The sequence below is a fragment of the Cellulomonas sp. JZ18 genome, from assembly GCF_009720485.1.
In the GTDB taxonomy this organism is placed as follows: domain Bacteria; phylum Actinomycetota; class Actinomycetes; order Actinomycetales; family Cellulomonadaceae; genus Cellulomonas.
In genome coordinates this window covers 1,958,801-1,978,421 of the sequence record NZ_CP045245.1, presented here as the reverse complement: position 1 = coordinate 1,978,421, position 19,621 = coordinate 1,958,801, and the positions used below count along the sequence as shown (strand labels likewise).

The window sequence follows — 19,621 nt, the reverse complement described above, 5'->3', positions numbered from 1 at the left end:
GTCCCGATGCCCCCCGCGATCCCACCCGCCGAGCGCCTGCTCAACCTCGTCATCGCCCTGGTCAACACCCCGGGACGCATGACGAAGGAGCAGGTGCGCGCCTCCGTGGCCGGGTACCAGGACGCCACCTCGACCGAGGCGTTCGAGCGGATGTTCGAGCGGGACAAGGACACGCTGCGCGAGCTCGGCATCCCGGTGCTGACCGTCACGCACGCCGGGCACGGCGACGACGTCGGCTACCGCATCGACACCGAGCGCTGGTCGCTGCCGCCCGTGGAGCTCACCGCCGCGGAGCTGGGGGTGCTGGCGCTGGCAGCCCAGCTGTGGCAGGACCAGTCGCTGCGCGCCGACAGCTCGCGCGCGCTGACCAAGCTGCGCGCGGTCGGCAGCGGCCCCGAGGCGGGCGACCTCGTCGCCGGCCTGGCGCCGCGGGTGCGCGCCGGCGGGGAGGCGTTCGCGCCGCTCGTCGACGCCGTGCAGGCCCGGCAGGCCGTGCGGTTCACCTACCACGCGGCGACGACCGGCGAGGTGCGGGTGCGGCACGTCGAGCCCTGGAAGCTCCTCGCGCGCCGGGGCGGCTGGGTGCTGCTCGCCCGCGACCGGGACCGGGGCGCGAGCCGGTCCTTCCGGCTGAGCCGGATCCGGGGCGCGGTCCGGGCGGTGGGGGAGCCGGGCGCGTTCGACCCGCCGACCCCCGAGGAGCTCGCGGACGCCTCCCGCACGTGGGCCGGGGACGGCCCGGAGCGGCTCGCGCTGCTCGCCGTGGCACCCGAGCGTGCCGGCGCCGTACGCGCCCGCGCGACGGCACCGCCCGCGGACGTCGTGCTGCCGCCCGGTGCCGGGCCGGTGCTGGCCGCCCGCGACCTCGTGGCCGTGCCGTTCCGGCTCGCGTGGGAGCTGGCGGAGGAGCTCGTGGGGTACGGGGACGCGGTGGTCGTCCTGGAGCCCGCGGACGTGCGCGACGAGGTGCTGCGGCTGCTGCGGGTCGCCTCGCGGCTCGACCGGCCGCGCACCGACGCCGGCCCGCACGGCACCGTCGTCGCGGAGGAGGCGCGCGGTGCCTGAGCGCGCGAGCGACCGCCTCGTGCGGATGCTGGGGATGATCGCCTACCTGGAACGGCACGAGGACGTGCGGGTCGAGGAGGTCGCGGCCCAGTTCGGCGTGACGCCGGAGCAGGTCATGGCCGACGTCGACACCCTGTGGGTGACGGGCACGCCCGGCTACCTGCCGGACGACCTCATCGACTTCGACGCGGCGTCCTACGAGCAGGGCGTCGTGCGCCTCACGGAGGGCCGCGGCGTGACCCGGCCCCTGCGGCTCGGCCCGCGCGAGGCGGTCGCGCTGGTCGCGGCGCTGCGCGCTCTGGCCGCGCTGCGCCCGGCGCTCGACCCCGCGCGCGCCGCCGTCCTCGACTCCGCCCTGGCCAAGGTGCAGGCGGCCGCCGGCGACGCGGCCGCGGGGGTCGACGTGGAGCTGCAGGTCAACGGGCGGCCCGAGGTCGTCGCGGCCGTCGGCGCCGCCCTCAGCGGGCGTCGCCGCCTGCTGCTGCGGTACGTCGACGCCTCCGACGTGACGAGCGAGCGCGAGGTCGACCCGCTGCGCCTCGTCACGCAGGACGAGCGCTCGTACCTCATCGGGTGGTCGGTGGAGGCGGACGCCGAGCGGCGCTTCCGCATGGACCGCATCGTGGCCGCGACGGTGCTCGACGCCCCCGCGGACGCGCACGCCCTGTCGCCCGACGCCGACGAGTTCTCGCCCGACCCCGACGCCGACCTCGTGACCGTGCGTCTGGCCGGGCGGGCCCGCTGGGTGGTCGAGTCGGTGCCCGTGGAGGCGACGCGCGAGCTGGCGGACGGCTCGTTCGAGGTGGACCTGCGGGTCGTGCAGCCGGCGTGGCTGCGGCACCTGCTGCTGCAGGCCGCCGACGAGGTGCTCGACGTGCGCCCGCCGCACGTCGCGCGCGAGGTGGCCGAGGCCGCCCGCGCGGCGCTCGCCGCGTACGGGCCCCTGCTCGCCGCGGCGGACGCGCCGGGCGCTCCTGCCGGTGCGGCCGCCGCCGTGCCCGGCCCGACCGCCGAGGAGGCGTGAGACGTGCTCTGGACCGTCGTGTGGGTGGTGCTCGTGCTGGCGACGCTCGTCGGCGCGTTCCTGCTGGGGCGGCGGCTGTGGCGCTCGGCCGTCGCGCTGGGCGCCGAGCTGTCGCGGGCGAGCGAGACGCTGGCCGCGCTGAGCGAGCGGGTGGAGGAGCTGGAGGCGGCGGCGCGCGCCGCACGGGACCTGTCCGTCCGGCGCTGGGCCAGGACGTCGAGGTGCTGGGCGCGCGCGTGCAGGAGCTGCGCGACGAGCGGCGCGTGCGGCGGGCGGCGCGCCGCGCACGGCACGCGGTGACGGTGCGCGAGGCGGTCGCACGCTGGTTCGGCTGACCCCCGTCACGTTCCGGTCACCGGGCCGTCGCCGACCCGTCGCCCCCGGGCGTGCCGGTGAAGCGCTTCGACGCACCGTGTCGTCGGCGTAGACTGACCACGTCAACGCCGTCGATGGCAGGAGTGCGTCGTGCGTCCTCAGCTGAGCCACATCCTCATCGTGCTGGTGGTGGTCGTCCTCCTCTTCGGGGCGAACCGGCTGCCCGGCCTCGCGCGGTCCGTGGGCCAGTCGATGAAGATCTTCAAGAACGAGGTCAAGGACCTCGCGGACGACGACCGACGCGACGCGGCCGCACCGAAGACCGCCGTGACCGGTCCCGCGGTCCCCGGACCCGACCCGGTCGCCGGCACGGCACCGCAGGCTCCCGCGGACACGCCGCCGGACGCCGCCGCACCGCCGCGCGCCTGACGCCGGCGTGAGCAGGTCCCCCCGCCGCTCGCGCGAGCCCGGCGGCCGGATGCCGCTGCGCGAGCACCTGCGCGAGCTCCGGCGCCGCCTGGTGCTCATCGCCGTCGGCCTCGTGCTCGGCGGCATCGCCGGGTGGCTCCTCTACGAGCCGGTGTTCGCGCTGCTGCAGGAGCCGGTGCGGCAGGTCGCCGCCGGGCGTGACGAGGTCGTCACGCTGAACTTCGCCGGCGTCGCCACCGCCTTCGACATGCAGGTCAAGGTGTCGCTGTTCCTCGGGGTGCTGATCAGCAGCCCGTGGTGGCTGTACCAGCTGTGGGCCTTCATCACCCCGGGACTGACGCGTCGGGAGCGGCTCTACGCGGTCGGATTCCTCGCGGCCGCCGTGCCGCTCTTCCTCGCCGGCGCCGGGCTGGCGTGGCTGGTGCTGCCGAACGCCGTGCGCCTCCTTCTCGACTTCACCCCGCCGGGCACGGCGAACGTCACGGACGGGCAGCTGTACCTCAGCTTCGTCATGCGGCTCATGCTCGCGTTCGGGGCCGCGTTCCTGCTGCCGGTCGTGATGGTGGCGCTCAACATGACCGGGCTCGTGCAGGCCCGCACCTGGGCCCAGGGCTGGCGCTGGGCCGTGCTCATCTCGTTCGTCTTCGCGGCCGTCGCGACGCCGACGCCCGACGTGGTGACGATGCTCGCGGTGGCGTTCCCCATGTGCCTGCTCTACGTCGGCGCGCTCGGGCTGTGCCTGCTGCACGACCGGCGCGTGGACCGTCGTCTCGTGGCCGAGGGACTGCCGCGGCTCGACGGCACGATGCCGGGCGAGCGGCCGGGGGAGCGGGCGGACCGCGCCCCCCGCACCGGGGGCCCGGCGACCGACGCCGGGTGAGCGTCCTCGGGCTGGTGGTCAACCCCACGGCCGGGGGCGGACGCGACGCAGGCCGTCGGACGCTCTCGCTGCTGCGCGCGGACGGCCACGACGTGCAGGACCTGTCCGCCGCCACCGCGGCCCAGGCCGCGCACCACGCACGAGCGGCCGTCCGTGACGGGATCGACGCGCTCGTGGTCGTCGGCGGCGACGGGACCGTGCACCTCGGGGCCGAGGCGGTCGTCGGCACCGACGTGCCGCTGGGCGTCGTCGCGACGGGCACCGGCAACGACGTCGCGCGCTCTCTCGGGCTGCCGCGGGGCGACGTCAGGGCCGCCGTCGCCGCGGTGAGCCGGGGCCTGCGCACGGGGCCGGTCGCCGTGGACGCCGTCCGCGTCGGCCCACCCGACGCCGCTCCGCGGGCGTGGTACGTCGGGGTGCTGTCGTGCGGCCTGGACGCCGCCGTCAACGCCCGCGCCAACGGCCTGCGGTGGCCGCGGGGGAGCGCGCGCTACGTGCGCGCCCTCGTCCCCGAGCTGCGGACGTTCCGGCCGTACGGGTACCGCGTCACCCACGACGGGTCCGTGTGGGAGGGCGGCGGCACGCTCGTCGCCGTGGCGAGCACCCCGTGGTTCGGCGGCGGGCTGCACGTCGCGCCCGGAGCCGACCCGGCGGACGGGCTGCTCGACGTCGTCCTCGCCGGGCCCCTCAGGCGCGCGGACGTCGTCCGGGTCTTCCCCGGGGTCTACCGCGGCCGGCACGTGCGCGACGCGCGCGTGACGGTCCTGCGGGCGCGGCGCGTGCTCGTCGAGCCCCTGCCGGACCACGGGCCGCCGCCCCCGGCGGCGTTCGCGGACGGGGAGCCCGTCGGCCCGCTCCCGCTCGTCGCCGAGGTCGTCCCCGGGGCGTTGTCGCTGCTCGGCGCGAGGTCCGGGCCGACCTGAGCCTAGGGTGGACGGGTGGCACGCTCGTCCCGCCCCCGCCCCCGCACCGACGAGACGGAGCTCTCGCCGGCCGAGCGCTACGCCGCGGCCCGTCGCCGCGCGAGCGCCGACCGCAGCGCGCTCGGCGAGTTCCGCGCGCGCCTCGACTTCCCGCTCGACGACTTCCAGGTCGAGGCCTGCGTCGCGCTCGAGCGCGGCAGCGGCGTCCTCGTGGCCGCCCCGACGGGAGCCGGGAAGACGGTCGTGGGGGAGTTCGCGGTGCACCTGGCGCTCGCGTCCGGCCGCAAGGCGTTCTACACGACCCCCATCAAGGCGCTCTCGAACCAGAAGTACGCCGACCTGGCCCGCGTGCACGGCCAGGAGCGCGTCGGGCTGCTGACGGGCGACACGAACGTCAACGGCGACGCCGACGTCGTCGTCATGACCACCGAGGTCCTGCGCAACATGCTCTACGCGGGCTCGCCGGCGCTGGCGGGCCTCGGGTACGTCGTCATGGACGAGGTGCACTACCTCGCCGACCGGTTCCGCGGGCCGGTCTGGGAGGAGGTGATCATCCACCTGCCCGACGACGTGCAGCTGGTGTCCCTCTCGGCGACGGTCTCGAACGCGGAGGAGTTCGGCGACTGGCTGTCGACGGTGCGCGGCGACACCACGGTCGTCGTCAGCGAGCACCGTCCCGTGCCCCTGGGCCAGCACGTCCTGGTCGGTGACGAGCTGCTGGACCTGTACGCCGGGCACGTCGACCCCACCGACCCGGGCGTCGACCCGCCGATCAACCCGGACCTCACGCACCTGCTGCGCCGCGCGTCCGGCGACGGGCGCGACCGGCGCGGCCCCGGGGACCGCGGCCCCCGGGGACGCGGACGCGGCGGCCCGGGCATCGGCATCCGGCAGGCGCCGCGGTTCGCCGTCATCGACACCCTCGCGCAGGAGAGCCTCCTGCCGGCGATCGTGTTCATCTTCTCGCGGGCGGGCTGCGAGGCCGCCGTGCAGCAGTGCCTCTCGGCGGGGGTGCGCCTGACCACGCCCGCCGAGCAGGCGGAGATCCGCCGCATCGCGGAGGAGCGCTGCGCCGCGATCCCGCCCGAGGACCTCGGCGTCCTCGGCTACGACGCGTTCGAGGACGCCCTCGCACGGGGCGTCGCCGCGCACCACGCGGGCATGCTGCCCCTGTTCAAGGAGACCGTCGAGGACCTGTTCTCCCGCGGCCTGGTCAAGGTCGTGTTCGCGACCGAGACCCTGGCCCTCGGCATCAACATGCCCGCCCGGTCCGTCGTGCTCGAGCGCCTCGTCAAGTGGGACGGCTCGCAGCACGTGGACATCACACCGGGCGAGTACACCCAGCTCACCGGGCGTGCAGGGCGGCGCGGCATCGACACCGAGGGGCACGCGGTCGTCGTCGCCCACACCGGGCTCGACCCCGTCCAGCTGGCCGGTCTCGCGTCGCGCCGGCTGTACCCGCTGCGCTCGTCGTTCCGGCCCACCTACAACATGGCCGTGAACCTCGTCGCCCAGGTGGGGCGTGAGCGCGCCCGCGAGGTCCTCGAGACGTCCTTCGCGCAGTTCCAGGCCGACCGGGGCGTCGTCGGGCTCGCACGCCAGGCGCAGGCGCACGCGGAGGCGCTCGACGGGTACGCCGAGGCGATGGCGTGCGACCTGGGGGACTTCACGGAGTACGCGGCCCTGCGCCGGGCGATCGGGGACCGCGAGCGCGAGCTGACCAAGCAGGCGGCGTCCGCCCGTCGCGCGGACGTCGCGCGCTCGCTCGAGGGCCTGCGCGTCGGCGACGTCCTCGAGGTCCCGGCGGGCCGGCGCGCGTCCTACGGCGTCGTCGTCGACCCCGGCGGCCGCCCGGGGTTCGACGGCCCGAAGCCGACCGTGCTCACCACGGACCGGCAGGTGCGGCGCCTGACGGTGGCCGACGTCGGCCCCGGAGCGCGCACCGTCGGCTCCCTGCGCGTGCCGGGGTCGTTCAACGTGCGCGTTCCGGCGGCGCGCCGCGACCTCGCCGCGCGCCTGCGCGGGTACCTGGACGACCTCGACCTCGTCCCGCCCGCGGGACGGCAGGGCCGCCGGGACGCGCGCCGCACGGCGGCCGCCGACGACGCGGAGCTGGAGGCCATGCGCCGCCGCCTGCGTGCCCACCCGTGCCACCGCTGCCCGGACCGCGAGGAGCACGCGCGCTGGGCCGAGCGCTGGCACCGGCTCAAGTCGGAGCACGACGCGCTCGTGGCGCGGATCGCGGGCCGCACGGGGTCGATCGCGGCCGTGTTCGACCGCATCTGCGACGTGCTGGTCACCCAGGGCTACCTGGAGCGGACCGAGCCGAGCGGTGGTACCGGCACGTCGCTCAGGGTCACCGACGCCGGCCGCTGGTTGCGCCGCCTGTACGCGGAGAACGACCTGCTGCTCGCGGAGTGCCTGCGCCGCGGCGTGTGGGACGAGCTGGACGCCCCGCAGCTCGCCGCGGCCGTCTCGGCCCTCGTCTACCGGTCGCGGCGGGACGAGGAGGTCGAGCCGCGCGTGCCGGGCGGGCCGGAGAGCCGGCTGGGGCGGGCGCTCGACGCGGCCGTGCGCGCCTGGTCGGAGCTGGAGGACCTCGAGCACCGGCACCGGCTGGAGACGATCCAGCCGCTCGACACCGGGCTCGTCGAGCCCATCCACCGCTGGGCCGCCGGACGCAGCCTCGACTCGGTCCTGCGCGGCGGCGACCTCGCCGCGGGCGACTTCGTGCGCTGGGTGAAGCAGGTCGTGGACGTGCTCGACCAGATCGCGGGCGCCGCACCCACCGCACGCCTGCGCACGACGGCCGACCGGGCCGTGACGGCGCTGCGCCGCGGGGTGGTGGCCTACTCCGCCGTCTGAGCGACCCCCGCGGGCCTAGGGTGTGCGGATGTGACCTCGACCCTCTACCGCCACGGCGTCGTCCACTCCCCGTCCGACCCCTTCGCGGAGGCCATCCTCGTCGAGGACGGCACCGTCGCGTGGATGGGCTCCGACGACACCGCCGACGGCCTGGTGGCCAGCGTCGACGAGGTCGTCGACCTCGAGGGCGCGCTCGTCGCCCCGGGTTCGTCGACGCCCACGTGCACCTGCTGGAGACCGCGCTCGCGGCCCGCGGGGTGGACCTGTCCGCGGCCGCGGGCGTGCGCAGCGTGGCCGACGCGCTCGCCGCGCTCGCGCGCGCCGTCGCCGACCGCCCGGGGGGACCGCCGGCCGCTGCTCGGCTCGGGCTGGGACGAGCGGACGTGGCCGGAGGGCCGGCCGCCGACGCGCGCGGAGGTGGACGCGGTCGCACCGGGGATCCCCGTCTACCTGGCGCGGGTCGACGTCCACTCGGCCGTCGTGTCGACGCCGCTCGCGGACGCGGCGGGGCTGCGTGCCCTGCCCGGGTGGAGCGAGGACGGGCGCGTCGAGCGCGAGGCGCACCACGCCGCCCGCGCCCTCGCCCGCGAGGTGGACGCGGAGGAGCGGACCGCCCTCTACCGCGAGGCCCTGACGGCCGCCGCGGCGGCGGGTGTCGTCGCGGTGCACGAGCAGTCGGCCCCGTCGATCGACACGAGGGCGGGTCTGCGCGAGCTGCTCGCCCTGACCGCCGACCCGTCGTCGGCCCTGCCCCTCGTGATCGGCTACCGCGGCGAGCGCTGCGTCACGGTCGACGACGCGCGGGCGCTGCTCGCCGACCTGCCCGGCCTCACCGGCATCGGCGGGGACCTCAACGTCGACGGCTCGATCGGCTCACGCACCGCGGCGCTGCGTCAGCCGTACGCCGACGCGCCGGACACGCGCGGCCGCCTCTACCTCACCGCGGAGGAGGTGGCGAACCACGTCACGGCCGTGACCCGCGCCGGCTCGCACGCGGCGTTCCACGTCATCGGCGACCGCGCGCTCGACGAGGTCCTGCTGGGGCTGCGTGCCGCGGCGGACGTGGAGGGCATGGCCGCGGTGGCGGGCGCCGGGCACCGGCTGGAGCACGCGGAGCTCGTCGACGCGCCCTCGCTCGCGCAGATCGTGCTCCTGGGGCTGCGGCTCTCGGTGCAGCCGGCGTTCGACGCCGCGTGGGGCGGCCCCGACGGCATGTACGCCGCGCGGCTCGGTCGCGGACGTGCCGCCGCCCTGAACCCGCTGGCGGACCTGGCCGCCGCGGGCGTGCCGCTGGCCCTCGGCTCGGACGCCCCGGTGACGCCCGTCGACCCGTGGGCGGGCGTGCGCGCCGCCGCGCACCACCACGAGCCCGACCAGCGCGTGTCCGTGCGCGCCGCGTTCCGGGCCGCCACCCGTGGCGGGTGGCGACTGGCCCACCTCGACCACACGGGCGCCGGCGAGCTGCGGGTGGGGGCACCGGCGCACCTGGCCGTGTGGCGGGCCGAGCACCTGGTGGTGCAGGCGTCGCGGACCTCCACGTGGAGCGCCGACGCGCGCGCGGGGTCCCCGCTGCTGCCCGACCTGTCGCCCGGCGCACCCGCGCCCAGGTGCGTGCGGACCGTCCGCGCCGGGGTCGTGCTGCACGACGAGCTGGACTGACGACCAGCACGGCGGTGCGGCCGAACGGGTGAATCCGCGCACGATCGGGTCGGGCCCGCCGCCGCGGTGCCCCGCGGCGCCCGCGCGTGTCGGCCGACACGCGCGGCGACACGCCGGGGCTGCGCGCGCGTACCCGACGAATCGGACGGGCCTGACCAGGGCTGAGGCCGCTGACCTGCTGCGACGCGGTCTTGACACCCTGCGCGACCCGCGGAGTAGGTTCGCTGGTGGCTTGCCGGCGCGGGCACCACAGGGGGGCCACCGACTGCTCGTCGGGTGCCGCTCGGCACGAGCTCCGGCCGGGCCCGCGCGCTCAACAGACAACGGCAGGACCCCGGTCCTCGCCGGTACGAAGGGCGCGCGGGCCGGTCGGTCGGGTGCACCGGGCCGGGGCAGGCCCCGCAGGGACACCCCGGCCCGGTGCGCCCGTGACACGGGCCACCGCACGTGCGTCGCGCGGCCGGCGGTCGCGCCCGGCGGCTGACGTACCCTGACGCGGTGCCCCTCCCGCCTCCCACCCGCTGGGTGACGCTGCTGCTCGCCGCGGCGGGCGGCCTGCTCACCCGGGCGGCGTTCCCCGATCCGGGGTGGTGGGGAGCCGCCTACGCCGGGGTCGCCCTGCTGTACCTCGCCCTGCGGCGCGACAGCGCACGCTGGAACGCGCTCGTCGGTCTCGTGTGGGGGCTGGCCTGCTTCGCGCCGATGATCCTGTGGGCGCACGAGGCCGTCGGCGCCGTGCCGTGGGCTGCCCTGAGCCTCGTGGAGGCGGGGTTCGTCGCGCTGTTCGGCGCCGCCTGGTCCTGGGCCCGCCGCGGGCACGCGGTGTGGCGCAGCGGCGGGTGGCAGCTCGTGGTGTTCGTCGTGCTCTGGGTCGGCGTCGAGGAGCTGCGGTCCGCGTGGCCCTTCGGCGGGTTCCCGTGGGGCCGGCTCGCGTTCTCCCAGGCGGACTCGCCGCTGGCGGCCGTGACGTGGCTGGGCGGCACACCTCTGCTCACCGCGGCCGTCGCCGCCGTCGGCGTGCTCCTGGCCCGTGCGCTGCTCGCGGCGCGGCGGGTGGCGCTCGGCCGCACCGTCGGCGCCCTGGCGGCGGTCGCCGCCGTCGTCGTGGGCGCCCTCGCGATCCCGCTCGAGACGGGCGCCGAGTCCGGCACGCTGCGGGTGGGCGCGGTGCAGGGCAACGTCCCCGAGCCTGGTCGGCTCGACGCGTTCGGGCAGCGCCGTCAGGTGCTCGACAACCACGTCGCGGGGACACGCGCGCTGCTCGAGCAGGTGGCGCCCGGCGAGCTCGACGTGGTGCTGTGGCCCGAGAACGGCTCGGACATCGACCCGCAGGTCGACGCGGAGGCCGCGGGGCTCATCGACGCGGCCGCCAGTGACGTCGGGGCGCCGATGCTCGTCGGGACGGTCGAGTACCCGGAGTCCGGCGGCCGGTGGAACACCGCCGTGCTGTGGGAGGCCGGCACGGGCGTCGTGGCGGAGTACTCCAAGCAGCGGCCCGCGCCGTTCGCCGAGTACATCCCGATGCGCTCGTTCGTGCGGCACTTCTCGTCCGCGGTCGACCTCGTGACGCAGGACATGCTCGCCGGCTCGGAGCCGGGGGTCGTGCCGCTGGAGTCCGCGCGCCTGGGGCGCACGGTCGTCCTCGGCGACGTCATCTGCTTCGAGGTGGCCTACGACGGCCTCGTGCGCGAGGCGGTCCGCGAGGGCGGCGAGGTGCTCGTCGTGCAGACGAACAACGCGTCGTTCGGGTGGACGGACGAGTCCACGCAGCAGCTCGCCATGTCGCGCCTGCGCGCGATCGAGCACGGCCGCGCGACCGTGCAGATCTCGACCGTCGGGGTCAGCGCGGTCATCACGCCCAACGGCGCGGTGACGCAGCGCACGGACCTGTTCACCGCGGCGCAGATGGTCGCGACGCTGCCGCTGCGCACGTCGTTGTCCCCGGCGACGCGGTTGGGGGAGTGGCCGGCGTGGGTGTTCTCCGCCCTCGCGGTCTGCGTGGTCGTGGCCGGTGCCGCCGGTGCACGCAGCCTCCGCCGCGAGGACCGGCCGGACGCGGCCTGAGGGCTCCGGACGCGGCCCGAGGCGGCGCCACAGGCCATCGGGCTGCCCCGGCAGCACGACGCCCCCGGGACGTGTCACCGGGGGCGTCGGGGATCGCGGGGTCAGGCGCTGCGGCGCAGCTTCCCAGCCCGGAGCAGGTCGAGCCGCTCGTCGAGCAGCTCCTGCAGCTCGTTCACCGTGCGGCGCTCGAGCAGCATGTCCCAGTGCGTGCGCGGCGGCTTGCCGGCCTTCGCCTCGGGCTTCGTGGCGTCCCGGAGCAGCGCCTCGGCGCCGCAGCGGCACTCCCACACGACCGGCACGTCCGCCTCGACGGAGAACGGCAGGATGATGGTGTGCCCGTTGGGACAGTCGTAGTACGCCTGGAGACGCGGGGCGAAGTCGACGCCCTGCTCCGTCTCCATGCTGTGGGACCCGATGCGCATCCCGCGCAGGGACCTGTTGGCCATGTGGGGACCTCCGTGCCGTGGTGCGGCCGTCGTGCCTGGATGCTTCCGGTGATCTCAACGGGGACGTCGACGACGGTGTTCCTCGTCCGCCGTGAAGGTCTGGTGAAACAACTCTCACCCAGACCCGCGCCGAGCGCGCGCGGAACGCTGGACCGGCTCGCGGCTCGCCGGTACCTGCCACCCGCACGCCCCGCGGCGCACCCGCGGACCGGGGGAGCGCCCGACGGCGCCAGCGGAGCCTCCCGCAGCGCCCGGCCGCCCCGCCCGTCCTAGGCTGCGACGGTGACCATGACCTACCGCCGTCTCGGCGACTCCGGACTGACCGTCTCCACCGCCGGGCTCGGCTGCAACACCTTCGGCGCGACCCTCGAGCCCGACGGCGTGGCCGCCGTCGTGCACGCCGCGCTGGACGCGGGTGTGACGTTCTTCGACACCGCCGACGTCTACGGCGGGACGCCCGGCCAGAGCGAGGAGCTGCTGGGCGCGGCGCTGCGCGGACGTCGCGACGACGTCGTCGTCGCGACGAAGTTCGGGATGGACGTGCAGGGGCTCAACGGCGCCGACTGGGGCTCCCGCGCGTCGCGGCGGTACGTCCGCCGCGCGATCGAGGGCTCGCTGCGCCGGCTCGGGACCGACCACGTCGACCTGTACCAGCTGCACCGGCCGGAGCCGGAGACGCCCATCGAGGAGACGCTCGCCGCGCTGCAGGAGCTCGTCGACGAGGGCAAGGTGCGGTACATCGGGTCCTCCAACTTCGCGCCGTGGCAGGTCGTCGACGCCGACTGGGCGGCCCGGACCGCGGGGACGACCCCGTTCGTGTCGGCGCAGAACCGGTACAACCTCATGGACCGGGGTGCCGAGGCCGAGCTGGTGCCGGCGGCCGAGCACGTGGGCGTCGGCATCCTGCCGTACGTGCCGCTCGCGTCCGGGCTCCTCACGGGCAAGTACCGACGCGGCGAGGGGGCACCCGCCGGTTCCCGGCTCGAGCGCATGCCGCAGCGCCTGCAGGGCGCCGACTTCGACCGCATCGAGGCGCTCGCCGCGCTGGCGGACGCGTGGGGCGTCGACCTGCCGACGGTGGCCCTCGGCGGTCTCGCCGCGCAGCCGGCGGTCGGGTCGGTCATCGCCGGCGCCCGGACGCCGGAGCAGGTCCGCGCGAACGTCGCCGCGACGCTGTGGGAGCCGACGCTCGAGCAGCTCGCCGCCATCGACGACGCCTCGCCCAGCCCCGCGGCCTGACGCCGCCCGACGGGCGCGGGCCGACCGCGGGTCGACCCGCGCCCGGGCGTCAGACGACGAGCACGCGCGCGCGGTGCTCGCCGATCGCGACCACGGCGCTGACCGTCAGGTCGCGGTCGGTGGCCGCGAGCACGAGCGCGTGCGCCCACGCCCGCTCGAAGGACCCGTGGTCCCCGCCCGCGGCACGCACGACCGCGACGACCACGCTGCCCCGGGGGCCTCCCGCTCGAGCACCGAGGCCAGCACGTGCACGACCTGGCGCGCGGCCGCCGGGTCGGGCCGCAGCGGCACCTCCGACAGCGGCAGCACGGCCGGGAGCAGGCGGCGCTCGGCGTCCAGGAGCGCGAACCACAGCGCCGGCGACCCGGCACGCTCGGGCCCGACGAGCCGGAGCATCAGGTCGAGCGCCGCGGGAGGGTCCGGCACCTCCACGCCCGGCACGGCGGAGTCGGCCAGGTCGTCGTCGGGGCCGGGCGCTTCCCAGGTCGAGGGTGCGGCTCGCGCGGGGCGCGGCGGCTGGGTCGGTGCTGCCGGGCCCGGGAGGCGGTCCGGGGCGGGTGCGTTTCCGGCGGGCCCGGGCCCGGGCTCGTCCGGGGCGGGGTCACGGGCGGGGTCGCGGGCCGGGTCGTGGGCGGGGTCGGGCGTCTCGGCGCCGTGGGGATCGGTCATGGCGGGGGAGCGTCACGTGTGTTCGCCGGTGCCCGTCGGGACGGGACGGTGCGGACGGGGACGAGGCGGCGGGGACGGCGGGCTGGGGTCGGCTCGGTGAAGCGGCATGTCGGAGGGTGCCGGTACACCGGTGCCGTCCCGTCCCAGCGAGCACCCCGAGGAGCACGCCGTGCGCATCGTCGTCAGCACGCCCACCGGCCAGGTCGGAGCACGTGTCGTCAGCCGTCTGCACCGCGCGGGGGAGCGGCCCGTCCTGCTCGTCCGCGACCCCGAGCGCCTCAGCGCCGAGGTGCGCGCCCGGAGCGAGGTCGTCGTCGCCGACCTCGCCGACGCCGACGCGGTCGTCGCCGCGACGGCCGGCGCCGACGCCGTGCACTGGGTGGTGCCGTCGACGGGGGACGACCCGCTCGCCGCGTACGACGCGTTCGGCGCCGTCGCCGCGACCGCCGTGCGGGCCAACCGGGTGCCGAGGGTCGTCCTGCAGAGCAGCGTCGGCGCCGAGGCGCGCGGCGGCTTCGGGGAGATCGACGGGCTCGGCCGCGTCGAGGAGCACCTGGACGGCACCGGGGCGAGCGTGACGCACCTGCGCTGCGGCTACTTCTTCAGCAACCTGCTCATGGACCTCGAGGCGCTGCGCGACGGCGTCGTGGCCACCCAGCTGCCGGTGGAGCAGCGCATCCCGTGGGTCGCCCCGGACGACGTGGCCGACGTCGCAGCCCTGCGCCTGCTGTCGACGGCATGGTCGGGACGCACCACGCAGGGCGTGCTGGGCCCCGAGGACCTCTCGGCGGGCGACGTCGCCCGGACGCTGTCCGAGCTCACCGGACGCGAGGTGCGCGCCGAGCAGGTCCCCGACGAGGTGGTCACGGCGCAGCTGCGGTCGTTCGGCATGGCCGAGCGCCGCGTGGACGCGATCGTCGGCATGGCACGGGGCTTCCGCTCGTCGTTCGTCCCGGAGGACCCGCGCGACGACGTCAGCACCACGCCCACGACGTTCCGGGCGTGGGCGTCCCAGGAGCTCGTGCCGCTGCTCGCCGCAGGGTGAGCGGTCCGCTGTGGCCTGCGGTCAGGCGGGTGCGAGCGGCGCGACCCGCACGGCCCGGGGTCAGGGCCCGCCGCGGCGACCTCAGGCGAAGCCGCCGCTGCTGTGGAGCAGCTGTCCGGTGATCCAGCCGCCCTGGGCCGAGCAGAGGAACGTCACGAGGTCGGCGGTGTCACTCGGCGTGCCGAGACGGCCCAGGGGAGTCTGGCGCGTGCCTGCAGCGCGAGCGGCGTCGGTCATCCAGCCGGTGTCGATCGGGCCCGGGTTGATGACGTTGGCGCGGACCCCGAGATGCGCCAGCTCGGATGCGGCGGCCAGCGTGATGCGGTCCAACGCGGCCTTGCTCGCGCCGTACGGCAGGTTGCCGACCGTGTGGTCGGACGTCAGCGCGATGACCCGCCGTCGTGCGTCCTCGCCCTCGGCGCGCTCCGCGAACGCGCGGATGAGCAGCCACGCGGCTCGGGCATTGACGGCGAAGTGGCGGTCGAAGCTCTCGACCGAGGTGTCGAGGATCCCGCTGGCGACCGACTCGCAGTGACACATCACCAGCGCCTGCACCCCACCCAGGGCGTGCACGGCGCGGTCGAGCACCTGGTCCGCAGCCAGCGGGTCCGCGAGGTCGGCCTCGATCGCCACCGCCTCGGCCCCGGCGGCGCGCAGCTCGTCGGCGATCGCGTCGGTGGCCCCCGGTTCACCGCCCCACGGCATGCGGGTGTCGTAGGCGGAGTAATACGTGAAGGCGATGTCCCAGCCGCTCGCCGCCAGCCCGCGGGCGACACCGGCGCCGATGCCCCTGGTGCGGCCCACCCCGGTGACGAGAGCGACCGGGCGGCGACCGGCGTCGTCGAGATCCTGCGTCATCCGTCCAGTGTCGTCGGCTCGCGCAGTGCCGGCGACGTCATTGCGCGCAGCGACTGGGGACGCTGCGTGCACGACGAGCAGGTCGCGGGTGCACCGTCACGTGCACCACGAGCGAGCCTCACGTGTCACCTCGAGCCCCGTGGGAGCCCGTGATGGGCGGCGTCCGGCACGTCGAGCCCCAGCTGAGAACCCCGTCTGCAGCCTCTCCGCGTGACGCCGATAATGTGCATTATGTCAGAACGCCGGGGCGGCGGCCCCCGGGTCCCGCCCGTGCCTCTCCCGCGCCTCACGCGCCGGCGGCGAGACCGGCGACGTCCACGTGGCGCTCGTACCGCTCCTCGACGCGGTCCGGGTCGCGCGGCAGCGCCTGGCGCTCGCCGGTGCGCACGAAGCCGGCGCGCACGTACAGGTCGACGGCCGACGCGTTGTCCTCGACGACCCACAGCGACACCGTGCGTGCGCCGTCCTCCGCGGCTGCGCGCACCACGGCGTCGAGCAGCGACCACGCGACGCCCTGTCGACGCACCTCGGGCGCGACCCACATCTGCTGCACGTGGCGGTCGTCCTCCGGCGAACCCGGCTCGCGGATCATCGACACCAGCCCGCGCGGTGTCCCGTCGTCGTCGACGGCAACCCAGGTGGGGCTGGTGCGCAGCCGCATGCGCCAGTGCGACTCGACGAACCGCTCCTCGCGGGCGAGCGACGAGCCGAACACCTCGGGTGACTCCCGCAGGGCCCGCAGCCGGACCTCGCGCACCAGCGGCCAGTCGTCCTCGACCACGGCTCGGATCTGCATCAGGCAAGGATGCCCTAGTCGGCGCCGCCCGTCGCTCAGCCCACCTCGCGCGCCGTCGGCCCGTCCTCGGGGCGCTGCTCCCCCAGTCCGTCCGTGGCGTCGAGGTCCGCCGCGGCGCGACGCTCCTCCCCGTGCCCCGCGGGGTCGGGACGGGTGCGGGCCAGGTCGGCCATCTCCTCCTCCGGGCGCGGCGGGACGGTCTCGTCCTGCTCGAGGCGGGGCAGGTCGGCGTTCTCGGTCACGGCGGCTCCTCTCCGTCGCGGGCGACGCTAGCGACCGACGGCGGCACCGGCGACCGCAGCGGGGCGGGACCGACGCCGGGACGCTCAGGCGTCCGGCACGAGGACGCGCTCGCCGGGCGCGGGCGTGAGCACCTGCGCGGACGTCAACGTCCGCAGCAGGTTCACCGCTCCCCCCGGCCGAGGTCGCTGAGCAGCGCGTCGTGGATCGGCACGACGCGCCGCGGCCCGACCGCGCGCACGTAGTCGGCCGCCTCCCCGAGCCGCAGCCAGGGCGCACCGAGGGGCTGCAGCAGCAGGTCGACGGCCGTGCCCGCGGGCGGCGGCGTGTACGAGTCGCCCGGGTGCAGGACGAGGTCCTCGACGAGGTAGGCGACGTTCGCCGGCACCGGCAGGTCCGGGTGGATCACCACGTGCCGCTCCCCCAGCACGCGCACCCGCAGACCGGCGGCGTCGAGCTCGTCGCCCGACGCGACCGTGCGCAGGGCGTCGGCCGGCGCGCCGGCGGCCTCGAGCGCGGCGACGACCGGGCCGGGCGCCCGCACGGGCAGCCCTGCCGTCGCGCGCGCGACCAGCGCGTCGAGAGCCAGGTGGTCCGGGTGCTCGTGCGTGACGAGCACGACCTCGGCGTCGTCGAGCACCGTGAGGTCGCTCCACACGCCCGGGTCCACGACGAGGGCGCGCCCGGCGCGCTCGATCCGTACGCAGGCGTGCCCGTGGCGGCTGACGGCGAGGGTCATGGTCCCCATCCTGGCCCACGCGCCTCGCGACGCGCCCGGCGCCGCGTTTCGTGCCGGGTGCACCGCCCGGCTACCGTGGCGCCCGTGCTCGTCCTCGGTGTGTGCAGCCTCAAGGGTGGCGTGGGCAAGACCTCGGTGACGCTCGGGCTGGCCTCGGCCGCCCTCGAGCGCGGGCTGCGCACCCTCGTCATCGACCTCGACCCCAGGGTGACTCGACCATGGCGCTCGGTGCGGCCGGTGCGGCCGCGGGCGACGTCGCCTCGGTGCTCGACTCCCCCTCCGGCGAGTCGGTGGCGGCCGCCACGGCGCCGTCCGGGTGGGCGGACCACGGCCTGGACGTGCTCGTCGGCTCGGAGCGCTCGGTCCTGCACGACCGCGTCGACGACAGTGACCTCGACCGCCTGCGCTACGCGCTGTCCTGGCTCTCGGGGTACGACCTGGTGCTGATCGACTGCCCGCCGTCGCTCGGCGGCCTGACGCGCACGGGCCTGACCGCGTGCGACCGCGCCGTCGTGGTGACCGAGCCCGGCCTGTTCGCCGTGATGGCCGTGGGACGGGCCATGCGCACGATCGACGAGCTGCGGCGTAGTGCCGCACCCGCGCTGCAGCCGCTCGGCATCGTCGTCAACCGCGTGCGCGCGCGGTCGGTGGAGCAGGCGTACCGCCTGCAGGAGCTGCAGACCCTGTACGGGCCGCTCGTCCTGTCCCCCAGCGTCCCCGAGCGCGCCGCCCTGCAGCAGGCCCAGGGGGCGGCGCAGCCGGTGCACGCGTGGCCCGGGGCGGCGGCCGCCGAGCTCGCCGGCGTGTTCGACCAGCTCCTCGAGCGCGCGCTGCGCGCCCCCCGCCGCTGACAGCAGACCGCCCCGCCCGGTGACCCGGACGGGGCGTCGTGCTGGGCGGTCGTCAGCCGGCGGAGCGTGCCTGCCGACGCAGCGCGAGCTCGTCCTGCGGTGCGGGCGCCGCCGCGTCGTCCTCGGCACGCTCGGTCGGCAGCTCGGCCAGCGTGCCCTCGACCTCGCGCCAGACGCGGCCGACGGCGATCCCGAAGACGCCCTGCCCGCCCTGGACGAGGTCGATGACCTCGTCGGCCGACGTGCACTCGTACACGCTGGCCCCGTCGGACATGAGCGTGATCTGCGCGAGGTCGTCGACCCCCCGCTCGCGCAGGTGGGACACGGCGCTGCGGATCTGCTGCAGGGACACGCCCGTGTCCAGCAGCCGCTTGACCACCTTGAGGACGAGGATGTCGCGGAAGCTGTACAGCCGCTGCGTCCCGGAGCCCGTGGCCGGCCGGATGGACGGCTCCACGAGTCCGGTGCGAGCCCAGTAGTCGAGCTGGCGGTAGGTGATGCCGGCGGCGCGGCAGGCGGTCGGCCCGCGGTACCCGGTCGCGACGTCGAGGTCCGGCAGGTCGTCGTCGAACAGCAGACCCTGCGCTCGCTGGGGGACGGCGCCGGCGTTCTCGGCGGTCTCGTTGCTCACCACGGGTGCCTCCCTCGGCGTCCGCGAGGCGGGCGCGCTGTTCCTGATCTGCTGCAACGCTAGGCCTGCACCGACAGGCACGCAACGAGCGTGTCCGGCGTGTCGCCCGGTGCGTGTCTCACCTTCACCCTGAGGTCGAAGGTCGGTCCCTCGTCCGGCGTCACGTCTCGCGACCTCCCGGCTCCTGCCCCGGCTCGTGCCCCGTCTCGAAGTCCTCCGCCGACACCTGGTCGAGGAACTCCCGGAACTGCGCCAGGTCCTCCTCGCTGCCCGCCGGGCGGACCTCGACCCCGGCGAGGGCCACCACCTCCGCCGAGCAGAGCACCGGGCAGCCGAAGCGCAGCCCCACGGCGATCGCGTCGGAGGCGCGCGAGTCCACACGTCGACCGCCCCGCAGCACGAGCGCGGCGTGGAAGACGCCGTCCTCGAGACGCGTGATCTCGACCTGCGTGACGGGCGCACCCGCCGCGAGCAGGGCGTCGCGCAGCAGGTCGTGCGTCATGGGCCGCGGCGGCACGACGCCCGCCTGCGCCGCGGCGATCGCCGAGGCCTCCGCCGGGCCGATGAGGATCGGGACCAGCAGCGCCGAGTCGGGGTCGAGCAGCAGCACGACGATCTCGTCGTCGGCCAGGTGCGTGCGCACGCCGACGACCTCCACCGGGACCAGCTCGGGATCCTCCGCCACGTGCCCACGCTACGACGCGGCGGCGGCCGCGTCTGCCCCAGCGCTCGACGACCCGCGTGTCGTCCTCGGGCCGCCCGTCAGGGGGCGAGGTCGGCGACCGACGACCGCAGCAGCGCCGTGTGCATCTGCGCGCACAGCTCGCCGACCTCGGCGGCGAGCGTGCCGGCGCGCGCGCGTGCCGACACGCTGCGCTGCCCC

General features: G+C 76.4%; 19 protein-coding genes and 1 pseudogene. 12 read left to right on the top strand and 8 right to left on the bottom strand.

Going from position 1 to position 19,621, the window contains the following annotated elements; translation table 11 throughout:
* Window positions 1-6 precede the first annotated feature (6 nt).
* From GC089_RS08970 to lnt, 9 genes are all read left to right on the top strand, one after another.
* Complete coding sequence (locus GC089_RS08970; RefSeq protein WP_155377403.1) at window positions 7-1,065, top strand: YafY family protein; 1,059 nt, start codon at window positions 7-9, stop codon at window positions 1,063-1,065.
* A complete protein-coding gene (locus GC089_RS08965; RefSeq protein WP_155377402.1) occupies window positions 1,058-2,089 on the top strand; it encodes a YafY family protein in 1,032 nt (343 codons plus the stop codon). Before GC089_RS08970 ends, GC089_RS08965 begins: the two co-directional genes overlap by 8 nt.
* Window positions 2,090-2,092: 3 nt before the next feature.
* On the top strand, window positions 2,093-2,389 hold the full coding sequence (locus GC089_RS08960; protein ID WP_196250875.1) for a hypothetical protein: 297 nt from the start codon (window positions 2,093-2,095) through the stop codon (window positions 2,387-2,389).
* 165 nt (window positions 2,390-2,554) lie between these two features.
* A complete protein-coding gene (gene tatA, locus GC089_RS08955) occupies window positions 2,555-2,833 on the top strand; it encodes a Sec-independent protein translocase subunit TatA (protein WP_155377401.1) in 279 nt (92 codons plus the stop codon).
* 49 nt (window positions 2,834-2,882) lie between these two features.
* Window positions 2,883-3,713, top strand: a complete 831-nt coding sequence (tatC, locus tag GC089_RS08950; protein WP_155379071.1) for a twin-arginine translocase subunit TatC — start codon at window positions 2,883-2,885, stop codon at window positions 3,711-3,713.
* Entirely contained in the window at window positions 3,710-4,636 is a 927-nt protein-coding gene (locus GC089_RS08945) for a diacylglycerol kinase family protein (RefSeq protein WP_155377400.1), read from the top strand. The genes tatC and GC089_RS08945 overlap by 4 nt, the downstream gene beginning before the upstream one ends.
* Window positions 4,637-4,651: 15 nt before the next feature.
* Window positions 4,652-7,501, top strand: coding sequence for an RNA helicase (locus GC089_RS08940; RefSeq protein ID WP_155377399.1), 2,850 nt, complete (start codon window positions 4,652-4,654; stop codon window positions 7,499-7,501).
* Window positions 7,502-7,531: 30 nt separating this feature from the next.
* Window positions 7,532-9,160: an amidohydrolase gene (locus GC089_RS08935; protein WP_370514098.1), complete on the top strand. Its 1,629-nt coding sequence runs from the start codon at window positions 7,532-7,534 to the stop codon at window positions 9,158-9,160.
* 498 nt (window positions 9,161-9,658) lie between these two features.
* The gene (gene lnt / locus GC089_RS08930) at window positions 9,659-11,224 is read left to right on the top strand and encodes an apolipoprotein N-acyltransferase (protein WP_155377398.1); all 1,566 of its coding nucleotides are present in this window, start codon (window positions 9,659-9,661) and stop codon (window positions 11,222-11,224) included.
* A 101-nt stretch (window positions 11,225-11,325) separates the two neighbouring features.
* On the opposite strand, the gene GC089_RS08925 is transcribed toward lnt, so the two are convergent.
* On the bottom strand, window positions 11,326-11,670 hold the full coding sequence (locus tag GC089_RS08925; RefSeq protein ID WP_136519996.1) for an RNA polymerase-binding protein RbpA: 345 nt from the start codon (window positions 11,668-11,670) through the stop codon (window positions 11,326-11,328).
* 288 nt (window positions 11,671-11,958) lie between these two features.
* Between GC089_RS08925 and GC089_RS08920 the strand changes: the two genes are divergently transcribed.
* Window positions 11,959-12,909: an aldo/keto reductase gene (locus GC089_RS08920; RefSeq protein ID WP_155379069.1), complete on the top strand. Its 951-nt coding sequence runs from the start codon at window positions 11,959-11,961 to the stop codon at window positions 12,907-12,909.
* 49 nt (window positions 12,910-12,958) lie between these two features.
* Here GC089_RS08920 and GC089_RS08915 read toward each other — a convergent pair whose 3' ends face one another.
* A complete protein-coding gene (locus GC089_RS08915; RefSeq protein WP_155377397.1) occupies window positions 12,959-13,114 on the bottom strand; it encodes a hypothetical protein in 156 nt (51 codons plus the stop codon).
* Between the two features lie 594 nt (window positions 13,115-13,708).
* On the opposite strand from GC089_RS08915, the gene GC089_RS08910 reads away from it, so the two are divergent.
* A complete protein-coding gene (locus tag GC089_RS08910; protein ID WP_230685165.1) occupies window positions 13,709-14,623 on the top strand; it encodes an NAD(P)H-binding protein in 915 nt (304 codons plus the stop codon).
* Window positions 14,624-14,704: 81 nt separating this feature from the next.
* Here GC089_RS08910 and GC089_RS08905 read toward each other — a convergent pair whose 3' ends face one another.
* From GC089_RS08905 to GC089_RS08890, 4 genes are all read right to left on the bottom strand, one after another.
* On the bottom strand, window positions 14,705-15,481 hold the full coding sequence (locus GC089_RS08905; protein WP_155379065.1) for an SDR family oxidoreductase: 777 nt from the start codon (window positions 15,479-15,481) through the stop codon (window positions 14,705-14,707).
* Window positions 15,482-15,767: 286 nt separating this feature from the next.
* Window positions 15,768-16,277 (bottom strand): GNAT family N-acetyltransferase, encoded by a 510-nt coding sequence (locus GC089_RS08900; RefSeq protein WP_155377396.1) that lies wholly within the window; start codon window positions 16,275-16,277, stop codon window positions 15,768-15,770.
* Window positions 16,278-16,312: 35 nt separating this feature from the next.
* On the bottom strand, window positions 16,313-16,519 hold the full coding sequence (locus tag GC089_RS08895) for a hypothetical protein (protein WP_155377395.1): 207 nt from the start codon (window positions 16,517-16,519) through the stop codon (window positions 16,313-16,315).
* A 161-nt stretch (window positions 16,520-16,680) separates the two neighbouring features.
* Window positions 16,681-17,256, bottom strand: a complete 576-nt coding sequence (locus GC089_RS08890) for an MBL fold metallo-hydrolase (RefSeq protein WP_196250874.1) — start codon at window positions 17,254-17,256, stop codon at window positions 16,681-16,683.
* 84 nt (window positions 17,257-17,340) lie between these two features.
* Between GC089_RS08890 and GC089_RS08885 the strand changes: the two are divergent.
* Window positions 17,341-18,107 (top strand): annotated as a pseudogene (locus GC089_RS08885) (ParA family protein).
* Between the two features lie 52 nt (window positions 18,108-18,159).
* Here the strand turns inward: GC089_RS08885 and GC089_RS08880 are convergent.
* A complete protein-coding gene (locus tag GC089_RS08880; RefSeq protein WP_155377393.1) occupies window positions 18,160-18,741 on the bottom strand; it encodes a MerR family transcriptional regulator in 582 nt (193 codons plus the stop codon).
* 157 nt (window positions 18,742-18,898) lie between these two features.
* Window positions 18,899-19,423, bottom strand: a complete 525-nt coding sequence (locus tag GC089_RS08875; protein WP_230685164.1) for a bifunctional nuclease family protein — start codon at window positions 19,421-19,423, stop codon at window positions 18,899-18,901.
* Between the last annotated feature and the right edge of the window lie 198 nt (window positions 19,424-19,621).